Origin of the sequence: Bombella favorum, from assembly GCF_014048475.1 — a bacterium.
Classification (GTDB): Bacteria; Pseudomonadota; Alphaproteobacteria; order Acetobacterales; family Acetobacteraceae; genus Bombella; species Bombella favorum.
Window position 1 is genome coordinate 57,855 of sequence record NZ_NWUS01000004.1, and the last position, 20,960, is coordinate 78,814.

General features: G+C 55.8%; 17 protein-coding genes and 3 tRNA genes. 14 read left to right on the top strand and 6 right to left on the bottom strand.

Going from position 1 to position 20,960, the window contains the following annotated elements; translation table 11 throughout:
* Window positions 1-34: 34 nt before the first annotated feature.
* From CPA57_RS08525 to putA, 3 genes are all read left to right on the top strand, one after another.
* Entirely contained in the window at window positions 35-349 is a 315-nt protein-coding gene (locus tag CPA57_RS08525) for a ferredoxin family 2Fe-2S iron-sulfur cluster binding protein (protein ID WP_077397207.1), read from the top strand.
* 11 nt (window positions 350-360) lie between these two features.
* On the top strand, window positions 361-1,443 hold the full coding sequence (gene mnmA, locus CPA57_RS08530) for a tRNA 2-thiouridine(34) synthase MnmA (RefSeq protein WP_182082389.1): 1,083 nt from the start codon (window positions 361-363) through the stop codon (window positions 1,441-1,443).
* Between the two features lie 302 nt (window positions 1,444-1,745).
* Window positions 1,746-5,381 carry a bifunctional proline dehydrogenase/L-glutamate gamma-semialdehyde dehydrogenase PutA gene (gene putA, locus CPA57_RS08535; protein WP_182082390.1) on the top strand — a complete coding sequence of 1,212 codons (3,636 nt, stop codon included), beginning with the start codon at window positions 1,746-1,748 and terminating at the stop codon, window positions 5,379-5,381.
* A 162-nt stretch (window positions 5,382-5,543) separates the two neighbouring features.
* On the opposite strand, the gene CPA57_RS08540 is transcribed toward putA, so the two are convergent.
* Entirely contained in the window at window positions 5,544-6,491 is a 948-nt protein-coding gene (locus CPA57_RS08540; RefSeq protein WP_182082391.1) for a hydrogen peroxide-inducible genes activator, read from the bottom strand.
* Window positions 6,492-6,724: 233 nt separating this feature from the next.
* Here CPA57_RS08540 and ahpC point away from each other — a divergent pair, with 233 nt between their 5' ends.
* Together ahpC and ahpF are read left to right on the top strand one after the other, a co-directional pair.
* The gene (gene ahpC, locus CPA57_RS08545) at window positions 6,725-7,297 is read left to right on the top strand and encodes an alkyl hydroperoxide reductase subunit C (RefSeq protein WP_182082392.1); all 573 of its coding nucleotides are present in this window, start codon (window positions 6,725-6,727) and stop codon (window positions 7,295-7,297) included.
* A 142-nt stretch (window positions 7,298-7,439) separates the two neighbouring features.
* A complete protein-coding gene (ahpF, locus tag CPA57_RS08550; RefSeq protein WP_182082393.1) occupies window positions 7,440-9,008 on the top strand; it encodes an alkyl hydroperoxide reductase subunit F in 1,569 nt (522 codons plus the stop codon).
* A gap of 96 nt (window positions 9,009-9,104) precedes the next feature.
* On the opposite strand, the gene CPA57_RS08555 is transcribed toward ahpF, so the two are convergent.
* Both CPA57_RS08555 and CPA57_RS08560 read right to left on the bottom strand, forming a co-directional pair.
* Window positions 9,105-9,986, bottom strand: a complete 882-nt coding sequence (locus CPA57_RS08555) for a restriction endonuclease (protein ID WP_182082394.1) — start codon at window positions 9,984-9,986, stop codon at window positions 9,105-9,107.
* 30 nt (window positions 9,987-10,016) lie between these two features.
* Window positions 10,017-10,091 (bottom strand) — tRNA-Thr (locus tag CPA57_RS08560).
* A 117-nt stretch (window positions 10,092-10,208) separates the two neighbouring features.
* Here CPA57_RS08560 and CPA57_RS08565 point away from each other — a divergent pair.
* From CPA57_RS08565 to CPA57_RS08575, 3 genes are read left to right on the top strand one after another with little or no spacing between them, the layout of a single operon-like run.
* The gene (locus tag CPA57_RS08565) at window positions 10,209-11,651 is read left to right on the top strand and encodes a paraquat-inducible protein A (protein WP_182082395.1); all 1,443 of its coding nucleotides are present in this window, start codon (window positions 10,209-10,211) and stop codon (window positions 11,649-11,651) included.
* Complete coding sequence (locus tag CPA57_RS08570; protein ID WP_326831387.1) at window positions 11,648-13,327, top strand: PqiB family protein; 1,680 nt, start codon at window positions 11,648-11,650, stop codon at window positions 13,325-13,327. Before CPA57_RS08565 ends, CPA57_RS08570 begins: the two co-directional genes overlap by 4 nt.
* 3 nt (window positions 13,328-13,330) lie before the next feature.
* Window positions 13,331-13,990: a PqiC family protein gene (locus CPA57_RS08575; RefSeq protein WP_182082396.1), complete on the top strand. Its 660-nt coding sequence runs from the start codon at window positions 13,331-13,333 to the stop codon at window positions 13,988-13,990.
* A 141-nt stretch (window positions 13,991-14,131) separates the two neighbouring features.
* Here CPA57_RS08575 and nusG read toward each other — a convergent pair whose 3' ends face one another.
* The 3 genes from nusG to CPA57_RS08590 all read right to left on the bottom strand — a co-directional run bounded on the left by nusG (window position 14,132) and on the right by CPA57_RS08590 (window position 15,075).
* Window positions 14,132-14,665, bottom strand: a complete 534-nt coding sequence (nusG, locus tag CPA57_RS08580) for a transcription termination/antitermination protein NusG (RefSeq protein ID WP_077397192.1) — start codon at window positions 14,663-14,665, stop codon at window positions 14,132-14,134.
* A 9-nt stretch (window positions 14,666-14,674) separates the two neighbouring features.
* A complete protein-coding gene (secE, locus tag CPA57_RS08585) occupies window positions 14,675-14,929 on the bottom strand; it encodes a preprotein translocase subunit SecE (RefSeq protein ID WP_077397193.1) in 255 nt (84 codons plus the stop codon).
* A gap of 69 nt (window positions 14,930-14,998) precedes the next feature.
* Window positions 14,999-15,075: transfer RNA gene (locus CPA57_RS08590), tRNA-Trp, on the bottom strand.
* 188 nt (window positions 15,076-15,263) lie between these two features.
* On the opposite strand from CPA57_RS08590, the gene CPA57_RS08595 reads away from it, so the two are divergent.
* From CPA57_RS08595 to atpC, 6 genes are all read left to right on the top strand, one after another.
* Window positions 15,264-15,338: transfer RNA gene (locus CPA57_RS08595), tRNA-Gly, on the top strand.
* Between the two features lie 312 nt (window positions 15,339-15,650).
* Window positions 15,651-16,226, top strand: a complete 576-nt coding sequence (atpH, locus tag CPA57_RS08600) for an ATP synthase F1 subunit delta (protein ID WP_182082397.1) — start codon at window positions 15,651-15,653, stop codon at window positions 16,224-16,226.
* Window positions 16,226-17,764 carry a F0F1 ATP synthase subunit alpha gene (gene atpA / locus CPA57_RS08605; protein WP_077397195.1) on the top strand — a complete coding sequence of 513 codons (1,539 nt, stop codon included), beginning with the start codon at window positions 16,226-16,228 and terminating at the stop codon, window positions 17,762-17,764. The genes atpH and atpA overlap by 1 nt, the downstream gene beginning before the upstream one ends.
* A 12-nt stretch (window positions 17,765-17,776) precedes the next feature.
* Window positions 17,777-18,673 (top strand): F0F1 ATP synthase subunit gamma, encoded by an 897-nt coding sequence (locus CPA57_RS08610; protein WP_182082398.1) that lies wholly within the window; start codon window positions 17,777-17,779, stop codon window positions 18,671-18,673.
* A gap of 22 nt (window positions 18,674-18,695) precedes the next feature.
* Window positions 18,696-20,159 carry a F0F1 ATP synthase subunit beta gene (gene atpD, locus CPA57_RS08615; RefSeq protein WP_182082399.1) on the top strand — a complete coding sequence of 488 codons (1,464 nt, stop codon included), beginning with the start codon at window positions 18,696-18,698 and terminating at the stop codon, window positions 20,157-20,159.
* Window positions 20,160-20,162: 3 nt separating this feature from the next.
* Window positions 20,163-20,594: an ATP synthase F1 subunit epsilon gene (gene atpC, locus CPA57_RS08620; RefSeq protein ID WP_182082400.1), complete on the top strand. Its 432-nt coding sequence runs from the start codon at window positions 20,163-20,165 to the stop codon at window positions 20,592-20,594.
* The last annotated feature ends 366 nt before the right edge of the window (window positions 20,595-20,960 follow it).

A 20,960-nucleotide genomic window follows, 5' to 3' on the forward strand; every position in this document is an offset into this window, starting at 1 on the left:
AGGCTACTGCATGGATACAGGGAGTGAGGGATTTATGCCTCGGATGGTTTTTGTTGAGCGTGATGGTAGCCGCCATGAGGTGGAGGCACAGGCTGGTCTTTCCGTGTTGGAGATCGCCCATGAAAATAATATCGACCTTGAGGGTGCCTGCGAAGGGTCACTTGCTTGCGCAACCTGCCATGTGATTGTGGACCCCGCTTGGGCAGACAAGCTGAAAAGCCCGAACGATGATGAGGAAGATATGCTCGACCTCGCCTTTGGTTTGGAAAAGACATCCCGTCTTGGCTGCCAGATCGTCATGACGGACGAGCTGGATGGTCTTGTCGTTCATCTTCCTAAGGCCGGTTGAGGTTTCTGACCATGCGTATCCTTGTGGCTATGTCCGGTGGGGTGGATAGTTCCGTCGTGGCAGCACTGCTGAAACAGCAGGGCCATGAGGTTATCGGGGCAACTCTGCAACTTTACGATCATAGTGGCCCGGCCAAGCCCGGTGCTTGTTGCGCTGGGCGGGACATTATGGATGCCCGCATGGTCGCCGAGCGTATCGGTTTTCCGCATTATGTTATTGATGCAGAAAGCCGCTTCCGGGAAAGTGTGATCGAGAGTTTCGCCGATTCTTATGCCAGAGGGGAGACACCTGTCCCCTGTGTGGCCTGCAATCAGGGTGTCAAATTCACGGACCTTTTGAATATGGCACGGGACCTCGGCTGTGAGGCCATGGCGACTGGCCATTATGTGCGCCGGGTAGAAGGCCCGGAGGGTGTAGAAATGCACCGTCCTGTGGACCGGGACCGGGACCAGAGCTGGTTCCTGTTTGCTACCACCCGTGAGCAGCTTGAATTTCTACGCTTTCCACTCGGTGAGATGCCCGATAAAGCCCATGTGCGCGCCTTAGCGGAGGAGCTGGGGTTGGATGTGGCAACGAAGCGGGACAGTCAGGATATCTGTTTCGTGACGAATGGTTCTTACGCTGGGCTGGTGGAGAAGATGCGGCCCGAGATCGAAGGGCCGGGCGATATTGTGGATGAAAAGGGCAATGTACTGGGCCGGCATGAGGGCATTGCCCGCTATACGGTCGGGCAGAGCCGCCGTCTGGGGGATATTCATACCGGCACGGGTGAGAGGCAGATGGTCACAGCCATTGATGTCCCCTCCCGCCGCATCATCGTTGGCCCCCGCCAGACATTAACCAGTGATGAGAGCCGCCGGGTTGTCCGTCTGCGGGATATGAATTGGCTGATTGATGCCCCATCAGAGGGGGTACGCTGTGGTGTACAGCTGCGTGCACGGGAGGGGCTGCGGCAGGCCCTTGTACGCCCTCTGGAGGGTGGACGGGCCGAAGTGCAGTTGGAGGAACCGGCTCTGCCTGCTCCGGGGCAGGCCTGTGTGATGTATGCAGGTGACCGTGTGCTGGGTGGCGGCTTTATTCTCGCTGACCGGTGAATGAGAGATGCCTGGAAAAGGGGGCGGAGAAATCCGCTTTCCATCACGCATTCTTTATCCTTGATTAAAAATGACGTTTTCCCGCCATTTTTGGCTGGGCTCTCTAGGGCGGGGAATGGATATTCCTTATTTTGGGGGCTGGCGGGCCTTTAGGAATGTTTCGACTTCCCAATATATTTTGCATGAATCCTGTTTTTGGATATGGACAAAGCCCCATGTTTCATGGTCTGGCTGGGCGTAGAGAAGTTCTTTCTCCACAACAACAGGAAGTGATTGTCACGCTCTCAGCTTGAAGGTTTGGTATGGCTTATTTTGCACGTCATTTTGGTTCATTGCCGGAACGTTCTGCCCTGCGGAAGGCCATTGCCGAGAAGATACGGTATCCGGAACAGGCCTGTGTGGAAGCCCTGCTTCCCGATGCTGAGCTGAAGTTCGATGAAGAGCGGGTCGCCGGTAGAATCAGCTTGGCACTGGCTCGTGCCCTGCGTGATCACCGTAAGCCCGGTCTGGTGGAAACGCTGGTACAGGAATTCAGCCTTGGCTCCGCCGAGGGTGTAGCCCTGATGAGCATGGCAGAGGCCCTGCTGCGGACACCCGACCACGAAACACGTGATGCTCTGATTCGGGATCAGGTCGGCGTAGGTGACTGGCTGTCCCATATGGGGCGGGATAGTGGCCTGATCATTAACGCCGCCTCGTGGGGGCTGGATATTACAAGCCGCCTGATTGCTCCCCAGAAGCGCATGAGTGTGATTCACAACATGCTGCGTAAGCGTGGTGAGCCGGTCGTCCGCAAGGCCGTGCAGTTTGCTATGCAGATGATGGGCCAGCAGTTCGTGCTTGGTCAGACCATCGAGGGAGCCTTGAAGGACTCCAGTAAGCGGCAGGCACAGGGTTTCACTTATTCTTACGACATGCTGGGTGAAGCTGCATTGGATCGTACCGATGCCGAGCGTTATCAGGCCGCCTATCATGCCGCTCTGGAAGCTATCGGGAGCCGCGCCACGGGCGAGACGGTTTATGATCGTCCCGGTCTGTCCATCAAGCTGTCCGCTCTGCACCCCCGCTATGAGCGTGCTAAGCGTGAGCGTGTGCTGGGCGAGCTGCTGCCGACCGTTAAGGCTCTGGCCGTGCGTGCCAAGCACTACAATATCGGCCTGAACATTGACGCTGAAGAAAGCGAGCGGCTGGATATCTCTCTGGATATTCTGGAAGCCCTCTGCCGTGACCCCGAGCTGGCCAACTGGGATGGTATCGGTTTCGTTGTGCAGGCTTATGGCCGCCGTGCCGCTACCGTGCTGGATTACATCATTGCCCTTGGGCGTGAGACCGGTCATCGCCTCATGGTTCGTCTGGTCAAGGGTGCCTATTGGGATACCGAGCTGAAGAAGGCTCAAATTGATGGCGTGCCGGACTTCCCGGTTTTCACCCGCAAATGTCATACGGATGTTAGCTACATTGCGTGTGCTCGTAAGTTGCTGGGTGCGACTGATGCTGTGTTCCCGCAGTTTGCCACGCATAATGCCCGCACGGTGGCTTCCATCTATGCCATGGCTGGTACGGACTTCCATGAAGGGCAGTACGAGTTCCAGTGTCTGCACGGCATGGGTGAGGCCCTCTTTGAGCGTGTCGTAGGCCCGAAGAATCTGGATCGTCCGTGCCGTATCTATGCTCCGGTTGGAACATATGACACGCTGTTGGCCTATCTGGTCCGCCGTCTATTGGAGAATGGGGCTAACTCGTCCTTCATCAACTTGTTGGGCGACCCAAACATCTCGCTTGAGAAACTGGTGGAAGACCCGGTTCAGGTTACACGCTCCTACAGCCCGGTCGGTGCGCCGCATCGTGAGATCAAGAAGCCGCTGGATATGTTCGAGCCGGAACGGCAGAACTCAAAGGGTATGGACCTGAACGATGATTTCGTTCTGGCTCATCTCGGAAAAGAGCTGGATACTCTGCCAGAGACCTACGAGGCTACACCGCTTGTGCCGGGTCTTGGTGAGGCAGAACGTCCGGTTCATCCAGTAACCAACCCGGCAGAGCGTAGCGATCAGGTTGGTCAGGTGACCTTTGCTATCCCAGAGGATATCCCTCACGCCGTGGATGTGGCGGAAGAGGCCTTTGCAGGCTGGGCAGCACGCTCTTCTGATGAGCGTGGCGAGATTCTCGAGCGGGCAGCTGATCTGCTTGAGGAACGCTACATCGCCTATATGGGGCTCGCTGTGCGTGAGGCTGGCAAGTCCTATCCCAATGCTGTGGCCGAGGTGCGCGAGGCGATCGACTTCCTGCGCTATTATGGCGGCATGGTCCGGCGGGAATTCAGCAACAAAACGCATCTCCCGCTGGGGACGGTTGTTTGCATCAGCCCGTGGAACTTCCCGCTGGCCATTTTCCTTGGGCAGGTTTCTGCTGCTCTGGCCGCTGGGAACACCGTTCTGGCTAAGCCAGCAGAGGAAACACCGCTGATTGCTATGGAGGCTGTCAAGCTTCTGCATGAAGCAGGCGTGCCGAAAGAGGTTCTCCAGTTCCTGCCTGGTGAAGGTGATGTGGGCGCCGCTATGGTGGCCGATAAGCGTGTTGCTGGGGTGATGTTCACTGGTTCCACAGTCGTGGCGCAGATTATTGCCCGTCAGCTCGCAGGCCGTCTGGGGCGGAATGGTCAGCCTGTACCGCTCGTGGCGGAGACAGGTGGGCTGAATGCGATGGTGGTTGATTCCTCTGCTCTGCCGGAGCAGGTGGTCAAGGATATCGTATCTTCCGCATTCGATAGTGCTGGTCAGCGTTGCTCGGCTCTGCGTGTTCTCTGTGTTCAGGATGATGCAGCCGACCGTATCATTTCCCTCTTGAAGGGAGCCATGGAAGAGCTGCGCATTGGTATCCCGGCTAAGCTGGCTACGGATGTCGGGCCGGTTATCAGTGAGGTGGCCCGCAAAGGCATTGTAGATCATATCGAGGCACTGCGTGCCCGGAATCATCCGATCTTCCAGGCCCCAACCGTGGAGGAAGAAACCAAGGGTGGAACTTACGTTCCGCCGACCCTGATTGAGGTTAACTCCATCGCCGATGTGGGTGGTGAGATCTTCGGGCCGGTGCTGCATGTACTCCGTTATCGGCGTGAGGAGCTGGAGGCTCTGATCACCCGTAGCAACGCTGGTGGTTATGGTCTGACCTTTGGCGTGCATAGCCGTGTGCCGTCCCGGATTGAGTATCTGGTTGAGCGGGTTGAAGCTGGGAATATCTACGTCAACCGTAACATCGTTGGGGCCATTGTGGGCGTTCAGCCGTTCGGTGGGCATGGGCTTTCTGGTACAGGCCCCAAGGCTGGTGGTCCGCTGGCTTTGCGCCGTCAGCTGGCTCATGCGCCGCGTACGCCGCTGGTGAAGGCGGATGCCATGCCTGCTATGGCTCGCTCATGGCTGTTGTGGCTGGGCACGGATGACCGTGAGCTTTCCCGTGAGGTAACACCGTGGATGGATCATGGTCTGCTGGATTGCCGTCTGGAGTTGCCGTCCCCAGTGGGTGAAAGCAACACCTATACGCTGGAGCCCCGTGGTCGTGTGCTGATCGTAGCTGAGACCGTTCGTGGCCTGAAGCGCATGATCAGCTATGCCGTCAGTTGTGGTAACGAGGTTGTGGCTCTGGCTGCTCCGGCTGTGATCAAGTCTCTCGATACGCTGCCTGATGTTCTGCGGAACGTGATACAGCCGGCGGATTCTCTGGAAGATGTGGGGGGCTGCTCTCTCATCCTGACGGAGACCATCAATGAAGGTCTATGGCAGATCGTCAGTGACCATCTGAAGAACCCGGATGCGCCTGTGCCGCTGGTGTATTGGGCGGATGAAGAGACGCTCCAGCCGGAAGCTCTGTTGCAGGAGAAGCTGGTAAGCATCAATACGGCTGCTGCTGGTGGTAATGCTGAGCTGATGACACTGAGCTGAGGGATCAGCTTAGAGGGATCGGGTTGTTGATCGACCCGATCCTTCATCTAGAAGGGTGTTTCTGCCATAGGGTGGAATAAAAAAACGGGTGGGAGAGATTGGCTCTTCCACCCGTTTTTTATTGTGTTGGCGGGGATAGGTAGCCCCGTTTGGGATTGTTTTTTAGCTCGGTATTTTTGTTTTTGGCAGGGGGAGACAGCCATCCGGTGTGGCAACCCGGAGGAAGTTAGCCAATTCCCGGAAGGAGGTTGCCCGTGGGTCGGAAGGACGCCAGACGAGGCTGATGGTCCGCCGCGCTTCGGTTTCGTTCAGTTCCCGGATGGTCACGAGGTCATCGAACTCCTGACGGTTATTCAGCGCTAGACGGGGAATGAGGGAGAAGCCTTCTCCAGCCCCAATCATATGCCATAGCATTTCCAGACTGGTGGCAAGCCGTTGATCCTGCGAGCGGAAATTGCTGGGGCAGAGAGACAGGGCTTGATCCCGCAGGCAATGTCCATCTTCCAGCAGTAGTAGGTCTGGCCGGGCTAGATCGGAAATGGAAAGATGTTTTTTGCTTGCCAGCTCATGATCTTTGGGGAACACCGCTAGAAAGGGTTCCTGAAAAAGCGGTGCATGTTCCAGTGATTCGGTGGCTGCTGTAGGTGCCATGAAGGCAACGTCCAAGTCCCCCTGTCGGAGCGACTGCACCAGGTTGGGGGTGGTGTTCTCGTTCAGTCGGAGGCCTAGCTGGGGGTATTTCTGTCGCAGGCGCGGCAATAGGCCGGGAATGTAATACGGCCCAAGGGTGGGGATCACACCGATATGCAGCAGGCCATCCAGCGGGCCAGTATGGGCACGGGCAACTTCCAGAAGATTGCGGGCTGAGGCCAATACGTCCCGCCCTAATGCGATGAGGCGTTCTCCTTCCGGAGTGGGGGCCACATGCCGACGGGAACGTTCGAACAGGGTGACGTTAAGGAGCTGCTCCAGCTTTCTTACCTGCTCGGAAAGCCCAGCCTGACTGACGCCGCAACGTTCAGCCGCACGGGAGAAATTGCGCAGGTCATCAACTGCAACGACGTATTCGATGTCCCGGAGGGACAGACCGGAGAGAGGAACATAGGACATGATAATACCAATAAGCTGAGTCGGTGACAGGGCCAAGGGAAAAAGACTTAAATTATACAGGTAGTGATAATGATTCTTAATTATACTGATAACAACCCTCAATTAGACGGTTTTGTGGCAATGGGATAGGAGGGAAACAAGCTTGACATTCCAAAGGTTGGGCTGTCCCCTTGGAGGGGCATCCGCAGGCCCTGCGGAGGTCTATGATTCTGAAAGTGAATGAGGAGGTTTCCATGCCTGCTATTGGTTCCGAGATTAAGCCGTTTACCGCCCAGGCTTTCCGTGATGGCAAGTTCCTTCAGGTGTCCGATGCCGACCTGCGCGGCAAGTGGTCTGTTGTGTTCTTCTATCCGGCTGACTTCACCTTTGTCTGCCCGACAGAGCTGGAAGACCTTGCTGAGAACTACGCCACCTTCCAGAAGATGGGTGTTGAGATCTTTGGTGTTTCCACAGATAAGCACTTCACCCACAAGGCATGGCACGACACATCCCCGGCCATCGGCAAGGTGCAGTACACCATGATCGGTGACCCGTCCGGTGATATCGCTCGCAACTTCGATGCTCTGCGTGCTGATGGCAGCCACACAGCTGACCGCGCCACGTTCCTGATCGACCCGGAAGGTAAGATCCAGTACATCGAGATCACCTCCGAGGGTGTGGGCCGTAGCGCTGCCGAGCTGCTCGACAAGATCCGTGCTGCTCAGTACATCGCTGCTCACCCGGGTGAAGTCTGCCCGGCTAAGTGGAAGGAAGGCGGCGATACCGCAACCCTGAACCCGTCCCTGGACCTGGTCGGCAAGATCTGATCACGCCCTGAAAACGGGAACTCTGGTGGGGGCCTCTCCCCACCTATGAGGGGAGGCGTGCTGTAGCGGTGCGCCTCCTTTTTTATGGACCATTCCTCGGCTTGTCGCACCTAGAGGACTAGAGATTCTGGAGAGAGAATTCATGCTGAACGACGAACTCAAAGGCCAGCTGAGAGGGTACCTCCAGCATCTGCGCCACGACATTATCCTTGTTGCCAGCCTTGATGAGGGTGACAAGTCTCGTGAGATGAAAGAATTTCTTAATGAAATTTCCGAACTCTCTGATAAGGTTTCCTATCAGGAAGGTGGCAATGACTCCCGTCGTCCGTCCTTTCTGATCCGCGCTGCAAACTCCGATGTGCAGGTTTGCTTCGCCGGGATCCCGATGGGCCATGAGTTCACATCTCTGGTTCTGGCTCTGCTGCAGGTCGGTGGTCACCCGCCGAAGGTTGAGGCTGAACAGGTAGCGCAGATCAAGGCCCTGAAGGGTGAATTCCACTTCGAGACCTATTTCTCCCTGTCCTGCCATAACTGCCCGGATGTCGTGCAGGCTCTGAACACGCTGAGCGTTCTGAACCCGAACATCCGTCACACGGCCATTGACGGCGCCCTGTTCCAGGACGAGGTGAACGAGCGTGATGTGCGTTCTGTTCCGCAGGTCTTCCTGAATGGTGAGCGTTTCTCCACGGGTCGCATGGAACTGCCGGAGATTCTGGCCAAGATCGACACAGAGGGTGCTGCCAAGGCTTCCGAGAAGCTGAATGATGAAGCACCGTTCGATACGCTGGTGATCGGTTCCGGCCCGGCTGGTTGCGCTGCTGCCATCTATACGGCTCGTAAGGGCGTGCGTACCGGCCTGCTGGCTGAGCGTTTCGGTGGTCAGGTCATGGATACGGCTGGTATTGAGAACTTTATCTCCGTGCCGGAGACAGAAGGTCCGGCTCTGGCCAAGAATCTGGAGCAGCATGTCCGCAGCTATGATGTCCGTGTCATCACGGCACAGCGCGCTGCCAAGCTGATCCCGGCTGAGAAGGAAGGTGGCCTGCACGAGGTCGTGCTGGAGAGCGGTGCTCATCTGAAGGCTCGTACCATCATCGTGGCAACAGGTGCTCGTTGGCGTCAGCTGAACGTACCGGGTGAAGAAGAATACCGCACACGGGGCGTTGCTTACTGCCCGCACTGTGATGGTCCGTTCTTCAAGGGGCGTCCGGTTGCCGTTGCTGGTGGTGGTAACAGTGGTGTCGAAGCGGCTATCGACCTCGCCGGTATCGTTTCCCGTGTGACGCTCCTTCAGTATGACCCGGTCCTGACGGCTGATGAAGTCCTTCAGAACAAGGTTCGCAGCCTGCCGAATGTCGATATCGTTGTGAATGCCCGCACGACCGAGATCCGCGGTGATGGCCGCAAGATGACCGGCCTGAGCTGGCAGGATGTTAAGGACGGTAGCGATCATAGCATCGATGTGGATGGTATCTTCGTCCAGATCGGTTTACTGCCGAACACGGATTGGCTGAAGGGTGGCAGCATCGAGATGTCCCGTATCGGTGAGATCGGTATTGACGAGCGTTGCCGTACATCCATCCCTGGCGTGTTTGCTGCCGGTGATGCCACAACGGTGCCGTACAAGCAGATCATCGTTGCTATGGGCGAAGGTGCTAAGGCGGCTCTGTCTGCCTTTGATCACCTCATCCGGGTACCTGCTGCCTCTTGAGGCGCTGACAAGCTTGGGCTGCCTCGGCTGAGGTAGCCTGAGTGGATGGTTTGATGAAAAGACCGGCCTGTTTTAGGTCGGTCTTTTTTTTATGGGTTATGATCGGAAAAGATCAGGATGGGGCTGTAGGTCCATGATGCTTAATGTCGAGAGCTGGCTGTGATGGAGCAAATGCACACCAGTGGCATGGGCAAGCTGGCGAGCTGGGCGGGTATAACCCGCATTGGAGACAACGGCTGCATAATGGGCCTGCCGATGCTGCCGTGCTGTGAAAATTTCTTGAACGGCCTTATTCCCCACGGGGCGGCTGTATAGTTTGCATTGTATAACAAGCCGAATATTATTCTGCTCGGCGATAATGTCTGTTCCCTGATCAGCCCCTGGTGGCGTGGGATGTGCCTGCCACCCTGCCTGACGTAACAGGCTGGCGCAGAAGCGTTCGTAATCCAGCGGGTCCATGTTGGCACTGAAGCGCCGTATCGTGCTTCCCCCTGCGGCGGCGTTTGGGGGCAGAGGCATCGGGTCCTGGTTCTGCTTGAGAAGGATTTTCATCACACGCTTGATGCGTTGGAGGGTCCGCTGTTGCAGGGATGGCCAGAACTCTGCCAGATTTTCCTGCATTAGGCAGTTGAGAAGAATACTCTGGCAGAAATAGTCTAATTCTTTTTGCCAGCATTTTTGATCCACAACGCCGTAATGGTCTTCGGTTAGGCAGGTCTGCTGACGCTGGACAAGGGTATATTGGTGCCGGGCAATAAGATGGCAAAGAAGTTGCCACGCCTTGCGTTTACGCTTTACCCGATGACGGTACTGGAACCACAGAATCAGAAAAAAGGTGAGGAGAAGAAAGTCCGCCGGAAGGATGGCGATACCGTGTCCGGGAAGGAAGGACGGCGCACTGGTAGCGAGTTTGTGGTGGACGGCGTGAGAAAACGGGCCCGGAGGGGAAAAGGAACCGCCATTCGGTTTTCCCGCCATGCCTACCTTTATCCTGTGGGGGAAGAGGACTGGTGCCGACACTCGGAATTGAACCGAGGACCTACTGATTACGAATCAGTTGCTCTACCCCTGAGCTATGTCGGCGTCCGGTCGAGCCTATACAGAAAAAGGAGCGGTCAGGCAATGGTATGTGTAGAATATTTATGGATAAAAGCTCGAAAGGGGGTTGCAGCCTCCTGTGTGGCGGCGCAAGAGGGATGAATGTTCAGGAAAGACCGTTTTCACAAGGGGTTGTGGAGTCAGGGTGGGGCCTGCTCCATTCTGCGGCATGACGTAGATCAACCTCCCCTCAAGGTTGTGGCAGGGGTGGATGAGTGTGACGTCTGCGGCCTCTTTCAGCATGTTCCTCATCTCCGGCCGGGCTATGTGCAGACATGCGCTCGTTGTGGGGGGAATATGGCCCGTCGGCGCAGGACATCAGAGATTGTAGGGCCTCTAGTATTCTGCCTTTCATCGCTGGCCCTGTATATCGTGCTGTTAGTCAGCCCGCTCATGGTACTGAATATCTATGGTCGGGAAAATATGGTCTCTCTCATGAGCGGCCCTATGGAAATGGCCCGGCAGGGTTTTGGGGGCATTGCCATACTGGTCGCACTGGCCAGTGTGTTCATGCCGGGTATTGTCCTCGTTTGCATGGCGTTGATCCTCTATGGGGCGTCCCGTGATGAAATGCCCCGCTGGGTTCGTCCTTTGCTGACATGGTACGAGCGGCTGCGCCCGTGGTCCATGGTCGAGGTCTATGTCATTGGCTTGTTGGTGGCTTATACCAAGTTGGTGGATCTGGCTCTGGTTATCTTGCAACCGGGTGTCTATCTGCTCGGCGGGTTGATGGTCATGATGGCCGCCATGGATTCAGCATTTGATGCAGACATGATATGGAAGCACCGTTCTGTTAGAAGGCGTCGTGGTCTAGGCGTTTACATTGCAGAAGGGCGTCGCCTGCCACCGGAAAAGCATATGTTGTCCTGCCATGCTTGTGGGCTGGTGTTTGTGGCCCGTGGTCCGGTAGATAATGAGCAGGATATGGGGGATTGCCCCCGTTGTGGGCAGATTCTGCGGCGACGTAAACGGAATAGCCTTCAGGCCACCGTATGTTTTTTGGTCGCTGCTTTTATCTTCTATATTCCGGCTAATCTGCTGCCGGTCATGTCTTTCATCAAGGTTGGGCATGGGAGCCCCAGCACCATTATCTCCGGGGTTATCCAACTCTGGGAGGCTGGCCTTTACTTCCTCGCTTTTCTGGTGCTTTTTGCCAGTATCACTGTGCCAGTACTCAAGGTTTTCCTGCTGGCCATGATGATTGGTTGCGAGTGTCGAGGAAAGGCATCGCAGAAATCGTTAAAACGCCTGACAGGCCTGTATAAGGTTGTGGTGTTCATCGGTCGTTGGTCGATGATTGATGTGTTCATGATCTCCATATTGGCGGCGGTGGTTCGGTTCGGTTTCATGGCGAGCGTGACGGCCGAGTTAGGCGTTGTCTTCTTCGCTCTTGTAGTGGTGTTAACTATTTTTGCTGCGGATCTGTATGATCCTCGGCGTATGTGGGATGCTGCCGGGTATAACCAGCAGGGTCTGGACGTCTCTGTCTGGGACGGAGAAGAGGATGGGACTGAATTACAGGATATGGAGCCTGAAAAAGCGTGAAAGATGAGCATTTGAAGCGACATCAGGAGGACAGGCGTGGTGTGGAGGCCAATACCCGGCTGCCACGTTTTTCTGTACTTTGGATTATCCCCATTCTTGCCCTGCTGATTGCAGGGTGGCTGGCGTGGCGACATTTTGCCACCATGGGCCCACGTATCGTTGTGTCGTTTGATGCAGCCGATGGCATTGTTCCGGGTCAGACGCAGGTCAAGAATAAGGCTGTCACTCTCGGTGTGGTGCAGGGTGTGTCTCTGAGCCCGGACATGACTCATGCCGATGTTACTATTCAGATGAGCGGGATTGATCCCCATACGCTGAATGAGCATACCCGTTTTTGGGTTGTTAGCCCGCGCATCAATGGGGCCAGTATTACCGGGTTGGATACGCTCTTTTCCGGTGCCTATATCGCCATGGACCCAGGGAAACCGGGAGAAGGCCGGTATCAGAACCATTTTAAAGGGTTGGAGGCACCTCCCGGTATCCGTTCGGACAAGCCGGGCAGCACCTATTGGTTGGTTTCATCAAGCCTGGAATCGCTTGGAGCCGGTGCGCCCATTTTCTACCGGGATGTGCAGGTGGGTGAGATTCTGGGGTACACCATGCCACCAGGTGGGGAGGGGCCTCTCCTCATCAAGGCTTTTGTGAAGGCCCCTTATGATCACTATCTGAGGCAGGATAGCCGGTTTTGGAATGTATCCGGCATGCAGATTGGCTTTGGGGCTGGGGGAATGGATATCCGCCTTCAGTCGTTCCAAGCTCTTCTCTCCGGCGGTGTAGCGTTTGGCCGTCCTGATAAGGCGCAGATGGAAGAGGATACGCCATCGGCCTTGCCCAATTCCGTCTTTCATCTCTACAAAACGAAGGAGGATGCGGATAACGCTCGTTACCGGCATAAGGTCCCTGTCCTGACCTATGTCGATACGGCGGTAGCCGGGCTGACAGAAGGTAGCAAGGTGACGATGTTTGGCCTTCAGGTTGGCCAGGTGACGGGTGTGCATCTGGAACTGGGAGACAAACGGCATAATCCTCGTGTCCGGGTGGAGATGCAGCTAGAGCCTGAACGTGTCATCGCTGATGATGAATTGGCGAGTGTTCAGAGAAGTGACCTGATCAGTGATTTTGTAGCGGAGGGCATGCGGGCTTCTGTACAGAATGTCAGTTTTCTGACAGGGGAAGCTATGATTGCGCTCTCCTTCGTTCATGAGAAAGGCCATGAGCCACCAGAGGTAAAGCGTGAGAACGGCGTGGCCGTCATCCCGAGCCAGCCGGGTGGTATGGATAGTATTCTCCAGTCGGTTTCTACCATTACGGATAAGATATCAGCGATGCCGCTGACCCAGATCGGCGATCATCTGAATGATATCCTGATGCACAGTGATGAACGGCTCAGAAGCCCGGAGATCACACGTTCCCTTGCTGGTCTGAGTGGCTCGCTGGTAGCGTTGAATCATCTTCTGGATCACGCCGATGAGCACCTTCCGGAGCTGATGACAAACCTCAATGGAACATTGGCGCAGGCCCGTACGATGCTGTCTTCTTATGGTGGGAACCCTGATTTCCGTAGAAACCTTGAGGAGTTGATCGTCCAGCTGACACGGATGTCCCGCTCTTTCCATCAGTTGGCTGATTATCTGGATCACCATCCATCATCTTTCATTACCGGTCGGGGGCCTTGATCCATGATGCGTTTTTTCCGTCGTCCCGCTTTTTCGTCTTTCCTTCTGGGGGCCGCCTGTTTGGGGGGAGGGATGTTGAGCGGGTGTAGCAGTATACCCACCACCTATTATGTTCTGGCCCCGCAACCGGGACATGCCGTTTCCCCTAGTGTGGGAGCGGCTCTGCCTCAGGCTATCGAAGTCCTCAAGCCTTCGATCACGTCCCGGTTGGATAGGGATGGCTTGTTGCGTGTGATGCGTGATTCTCAGGACCATATGGCTCCCGCTGCTGCTTGGAGTGAGCCACTGGATGAGATGATCGGTCATACTCTGGCAGCTAATCTGAGAGAGCGTCTGCCGGGGCATGTGCTGTTCTCTCAGAATGATTCTGTTGCCGTGACCGCTGGTGCCTATTTGGAGCTGAGTCTCTCACGTTTTGAACAGGATGTGTCCGGCCATGCGGTCATCACCGGTGTGCTATCCGCTCATCGGGCTGGAGCACCAGATTCGCAGGCCCGTGCTGTGAATGTGCAGTGGGTGTCCTCACAGCTTGTTGGGGCGCAGCCGGCGGATATGGTTCGGGTACTAGCAGAAGGGGTGGGAGCCCTGTCCGATCAGGCTATCCAGCTTCTGCTTTCCCTGCCGCCTCTTCCCGTTCATGAAGAGACTTCTTCTGACTTGTAAGGGAATAGTGCTGCTTTCGTAGCATAGAAAGCCCCGTGTGCTCCTGAATGGGCCAGCGGGGTTTTTTTATGGATATAAAAAACCACCCGCTCCGTGATCATGGAGGGGTGGCTCTTTAAAAAACAGATGAGATAGCTTTTTTTAGAGCTTCTCAACCTGGTTGTAGTCCAGATCAACCGGAGTGGAGCGACCAAAGATAGAGACGCTGACCTTGAGGCGCTGGTTCTCCGTATCGATCTCTTCGACACTGCCATTGAAGGATGTGAAAGGACCATCGGAAACACGGACCTGCTCGCCAATCTCGAAGGAGAGGCCAGAGCGGGGGCGTTCAACACCTTCCTGAGCCTGCTGAAGGATACGTTTTGCTTCAGCATTGCTGATGGGGGTCGGCTGGTTGTTGCGTGTACCCAGAAAACCGGTCACCTTTGGCGTATCTTTAACAAGATGCCAAGCGCGGTCCGTCAGCTCCATTTTCACCAGCACATAGCCGGGGAAGAATTTGCGCTCGGTGTTCACCTTGCGGCCACGGCGAACCTCAGTCACTTCCTCAGAAGGCACCAGAATTTCTTCGAACTGATCGCTCAGCCCCTTCTTTTCGGCTTGCTCACGGATATGCTCGGCAATCTTTTTCTCGAAGCCTGAATAGACATGCACAACGTACCAGCGTTTTGCCATGATGCTGCTTTAGCCTCCGATACCCAAAATTCTGCTAATGCCCAAGCCGATTATCTGATCGACGATAAAGAAGAAAATACAGGTGGCCACGACCATGGCCAACACAGCACCTGTCGTGATGATGGTGTTGCGGCGCGTTGGCCATGTAACACGTTTGGCCTCGGCACATACATCTGAGAAATATCTGCGAAGGCTGAATCCTGGGCCTTTCTGGGCCGGAGGCATCTTCGGTGAATTGCCTTTCGGCTTTGTGACCGACACCATTATCCTCAAATCTATCTCGGCCCGAGCCCTGTCACCCGGGTAAGGCAGTCAGGCGGGCAGGGTATGACGTGGCAGGGGTGGAGGGTCTCGAACCCCCAACCTCCGGTTTTGGAGACCGGCGCTCTAGCCAATTGAGCTACACCCCTTCAGGGTCGAATCGACCTGTAACCGCCGGTCCATCAGGGGCCGACGATGGGCAGGAAAAGATAACGACAGAGCCATAAAGTCAAGCACTATCTCCAAGAAAATGAAAAAACCTTTCTTATCCCGCCGTAGAGCGGAATCGCCCCTTGTCTTGCTCCATGAGAATGGGTATACCTCCAGCGCAGATAGAGCGGGCGTAGCATAATGGCTAATGCAGTAGCCTTCCAAGCTTCTGATGAGGGTTCGATTCCCTTCGCCCGCTCCATGAGCTTCCCAAAAATTGATTGTTTCGTAACTGTTCTCTCCGTTCTCTAGGTAGCGAAGAGGGACATGCCTCGCCATATCGGGTCGGATTCTCGGTGAGATATGAGCGGAGATGCCCGTATCGCAGAACCCCGGTCGGATCGGCCTTCCGGTTGCGCTTGCGGTGCTGCCCGTGTTAATGGGCGAGATCGAAACACTGGCCGGGTTCTGGCTCTGGTGCTCCTGTCATGCAGGATGTTCTAGAGCGTGCCGGTTGGGTTAGGACCGGGGAACCGGTCGTGAAAGCAGAACCTCATGAAGACGGAATGAACCCGTGACGGTTGCACAGGAAAAGCAGATCAGGGCACCAGGTGAAGTGGCGCAGCGTTATGCCCGGGCCTTTGAGGAGTATCTCTCGGACAGCAAACAGGATAAAGTTCTCGTTCTGGAGCAGGTGCGGGCGCTGCGTGAGGCTATCGCCCAGTTACCAGACCTGCGCACCGCTCTGGCAGACCCTCGGTTTGATATCAGGCAGACGGAAACGCTGGTAAAAGCTCTTGGCTCCGCACTTGGGCTTGGTGATGTCGTGCAGCGTTTTGTGGGCTTCATTGCCCATCAGCGTCGCCTGTCCGGTCTGGATGAGATCCTGTCAGCCGTTCTTCTTCTGGACGCCCGCCAGCGTGGCGAGGTGCGTGTGGAAGTGACGACCGCCCGTCCTATGGAAGATGGGCAGCGTGAAAGCCTCCGGGCCAGCCTACGGCAGGCCGGATTTGCTAATATTGCTATGACCGAACATGTTGATCAGGCCCTTCTGGGGGGTATGGTCGTGCGTGTCGGTTCAGTTCTTTTTGATACATCGATCGCCGGGCGTCTGGCCCGTCTGCAGAACGCCATGAAGGGAGCCGCGTGATGGAGATCCGTCCCGCCGAGATTTCAGAAATTCTCAAGCAGCAGATCGCGTCTTTCGATCAGCCTGCCGCTGTTTCAGAGACAGGCACCGTTCTGTCCATTGGGGATGGGATTGCCCGCGTTTACGGCCTGAGCAACGTTCAGGCAGGTGAAATGGTTGAGTTCGAGGGGAGTGGCGGCGTGCGTGGCATGGCGCTTAACCTCGAGAGCGACAGCGTTGGTGTTGTTATCTTCGGTGAAGGTGACCGCATCAGTGAGGGTGACACGGTTCTGCGTACCGGCAAGGTCGTGGAAGTGCCCGTTGGTAAGGGGCTTCTGGGCCGCGTCGTGGATGCCCTGGGCGACCCGATTGATGGTCGTGGCCCGCTCGAGAATGTCGAGTATCGCCGTGCCGATGTCCGGGCTCCCGGGATCATGCCCCGCCAGTCCGTCAGTGAGCCGATGCAGACTGGCATTAAGGCTATTGATGCGCTCGTGCCGGTTGGGCGTGGCCAGCGTGAGCTGGTGATTGGTGACCGTCAGACGGGTAAGACCGCTATTCTGGTCGATACCATTGTTGCGCAGAAGGGCGTTAATGCAGAGGGTGACCCGAAGAAGTCGCTCTATTGTATCTATGTGGCTGTCGGGCAGAAGCGTTCCACCGTGGCCAACCTTGTGCGTAAGCTGACAGAGGCTGGTGCGATGGATTACTCCATCGTTGTTGCTGCTACAGCTTCCGATGCAGCACCGATGCAGTATCTGGCCCCTTATGCTGCTTCTGCTATGGGTGAGTATTTCCGTGATAACGGTATGCACTCCCTGCTCTGCTACGATGATCTGTCTAAGCAGGCTGTGGCTTATCGTCAGATGTCTCTGCTGCTGCGTCGTCCGCCGGGGCGTGAGGCTTTTCCGGGTGACGTGTTCTATCTGCACTCCCGTCTGCTGGAACGCTCCGCCAAGATGTCCGAAGAGTTCGGTGCTGGCTCTATGACGGCCCTGCCGGTGATCGAGACGCAGGCTGGTGATACATCTGCTTACATTCCGACCAACGTCATCTCCATTACCGATGGTCAGATCTTCCTTGAGACAGACCTGTTCTACAAGGGTATCCGTCCGGCCGTGAACGTTGGTGGTTCCGTGTCCCGTGTGGGTTCTGCGGCGCAGATCAAGGCTATGAAGCAGGTTGCCGGTACCATTAAGCTGGAACTGGCTCAGTATCGTGAGATGGCTTCTTTCGCTCAGTTCGCTTCCGACCTGGACCCAGCGACACGCCGTCAGTTGGATCGTGGTGCTCGTCTGGTTGAACTGCTGAAGCAGCCGGAGACGTCTCCGCTGGCCGTTGAGGAGCAGGTGGCTGTTCTGTACGCCGGGACCCGCGGCTATCTGGACTCTGTGGCGGTTAATCAGGTGACCTCTTACGAGGCAGCTCTGTTGGAAGAGCTCCGTAATGGTGGCAAGTCTCTTCTGGAGAAGATTCGCACAGAGCAGAAGCTGACACCGGAGATCGAGGGTGAGCTCAAGTCTCTGCTTGAGGCCTTCGGCAAACGTTTTTCAGCCTGAGGGTTGTAGCTCATGCCTTCATTGAAAGAACTGCGCGGAAGGATTGCGGGGGTCAAATCGACCCGCAAGATCACGAGCGCAATGAAAATGGTCGCCGCCTCAAAATTGAGGCGCGCCCAGAATCAGGCCGAGGCAGCCCGCCCTTATGCTGAGACCATGCGGCGTATGATGAGCGAGCTGGCTGCGGCATCGCAGGGGATGGACCCTTCCACTCTGCCGCCGCTGCTGGCTGGCACAGGCCGGGATAATGTGCATCTCCTCGTTATTCTGACGTCTGACCGTGGGCTGGCTGGTGGCTTCAACGCCAACATGATCCGCACGGCCCGTCAGAAGATCGAGGAGCTACGCGCACAGGGGCGCACCGTGCGTCTCCTGCCGGTTGGTCGTAAGGGTGCTGAGATCTTCAAGCGCTACTATTCGGATATGGTGGTGGATTCGCTCCACAACAAATCCGGAACCCAGCAAGATGCCTATGCTCTCGCCCAGGACCTTGCCAAGCGTGTCGCCGATCTGGTCGAAAATGGTGAGGTAGATGTCTGCACCTTGCTGCGCAGCCGCTTTGTTAATGCGATGACCCAGGTGCCGCAGGCTATTGGTCTTGTTCCTCTGCCTACAGCGGAAGATGGCAAGGCTGGGCATGGTAGGACGGATGGTGCTGTCTATGAGTTTGAGCCGAACGAGGGCCATCTTTTAGCGCAGCTTCTGCCACGCAATCTGCTGGTGCAGTTTTATGCCGCTGTTCTGGAGAGTGCTGCTGGTGAGCAGGGTGCCCGTATGACGGCCATGGATAATGCCAGCCGCAATGCGAGCAAGGCCATTGAACGTCTGTCGCTCCGTTATAATCGGACACGACAGGCCAATATTACTAACGAGCTGATCGAAATCATTTCCGGCGCAGAAGCCGTCTGAGATCATGCAGGAGAGAAATCTGATGTCTGAGGAACTCAACCGCTCTGCTGAAAATGCCGGTGTTGGTGTTGGACGGATCACCCAGATTCGTGGTCCGGTGGTGGATGTCCAGTTTACGGACAAGCTGCCGCATATTCTGAACGCCCTTCACGTTACGAACGGCGATCAGACGGTCGTGCTGGAAGTTGCGCAGGAAATTGGTGAGCGTCAGGTCCGCTGTATCGCCATGGAAGGGACTGATGGTCTCGTTCGTGGTGCAGAGGTGACAGATACGGGCAACCAGATCACTGTTCCGGTTGGTCCGGCAACGCTGGGGCGTATCATCAACGTTATCGGTGAGCCGGTTGATGAGAAGGGGCCGATCCAGAGCGAAACTCGCTTCCCGATTCATCGTCAGGCTCCTTCCTTTGAGGAGCAGGCCGCTAATACCGAAATTCTGGTAACCGGCATTAAGGTTATCGACCTTCTTTGCCCTTACCTTAAGGGTGGTAAGATTGGTCTTTTCGGTGGTGCCGGTGTGGGTAAGACCGTTATCATTCAGGAGCTGATCAACAACATCGCTAAGGCGCACGGTGGTGTGTCCGTGTTCGCTGGTGTGGGTGAGCGTACCCGTGAGGGTAACGACCTGTACTACGAAATGCAGGGCGCTGGTGTTATCAAGGTTGATGAGAATGGTCACACCGAAGGCTCTAAGGTGGCTCTGGTCTATGGCCAGATGAACGAACCGCCGGGTGCCCGTGCTCGTGTAGCCCTGACAGGTCTTTCCGTTGCTGAATATTTCCGTGACGTGGAAGGTCAGGACGTTCTCTTCTTCGTGGATAACATCTTCCGCTTTACGCAGGCTGGCTCTGAGGTTTCCGCTCTTCTCGGGCGTATTCCTTCTGCTGTGGGTTATCAGCCGACATTGGCAACGGAGATGGGTGCCCTTCAGGAGCGTATTACCTCCACGAAGAAAGGTTCCATTACGTCCGTTCAGGCCGTGTATGTGCCCGCCGATGACCTTACCGACCCGGCCCCAGCTGCAACCTTTGCCCACCTTGATGCTACAACGGTGCTGAACCGTTCCATCGCAGAAATGGGTATCTATCCGGCTGTGGATCCGCTCGACTCTACCTCTCGTTCCCTGGACCCTAAGATTGTGGGTCAGGAGCATTACGAGGTGGCTCGTGCTGTCCAGAGTACGCTCCAGAACTATAAGGAGCTTCAGGACATTATCGCCATTCTCGGTATGGATGAGCTGTCTGAAGAAGATAAGCTGGTGGTTGGCCGTGCCCGCCGTATTCAGCGCTTCCTGTCACAGCCTTTCCATGTGGCTGAGGTCTTCACCGGGGCACCGGGTAAGCTGGTATCTCTGGAAGACACCGTACGCTCCTTTAAGGCTGTGGTGAACGGTGAGTGTGATGATCTGCCTGAAGGTGCCTTCTACATGGTTGGTGCCATCGAGGAAGCTCAGGCGAAAGCCGAGAAGATGAAGCAGGAGGGCTGATCTATGCCGCTTCGCATCGAGATCGTCAGTCCGGAAAGGCGCTATACCGACCGTGAGGTTGATATGGCTGTCGTTCCGGGTACGGAAGGGGATATTGCGGCCATGCCTGGACGCTCCCCGATGCTGTTGCAGCTTCGTGGTGGGGTGATCACCCTGTATAAGGATGATCAGGTTCTGGAACGCTGCTTCGTCACAGGTGGTTTTGTCGATATGACAGCGGATCACTGCACGATTCTTGCCGATTCGGTGCGGGCGCTTGAAGACCTCTCCATTGATGATGCCAGCCAGACACTGGATGAGCTGAAACAGCAGTGGACGTCTGTTGGGCCAGATGAAATCGAACTGCAGGAAAGCCTGGGTCGTCAGATTCAGGTTGCCCGTGCAGAGATCGAAGTTGCTGAAAAGGTGAAGCAGAACGATCTTAAGGCGCTTTAAAGGCGGCTATACAGGTTGTGTTGTTTTGAAAAAGAGACCGGCCCTCTGAGAAGGGGGCCGGTTTTTTTATGTCTGGAATCATGCCGATTCTTATTTTTGGGAATCGTTTTATGTGATTCGTGTAGTGTGTTTGGTTTTTAGTAACTGGCTGTTTTCTGTGGTTTTTGGATGGTTTGTGAAGAAAGTTTGAGAAAGTTTCTGGAAACGTGTTGACCGTGTGTGGGTGGGTGCGTATAAGCCCATTCACCGGCGGCGCTGGAGCGGAAGTTTCGGGGCTGACGGGGTGGTCATTGAAAAGAGAATATGGGTTATAAAGTAAAGACTGGAAGGGATATGTTGGCGGCGTTTTCGTTAGCGAAGGCTGAT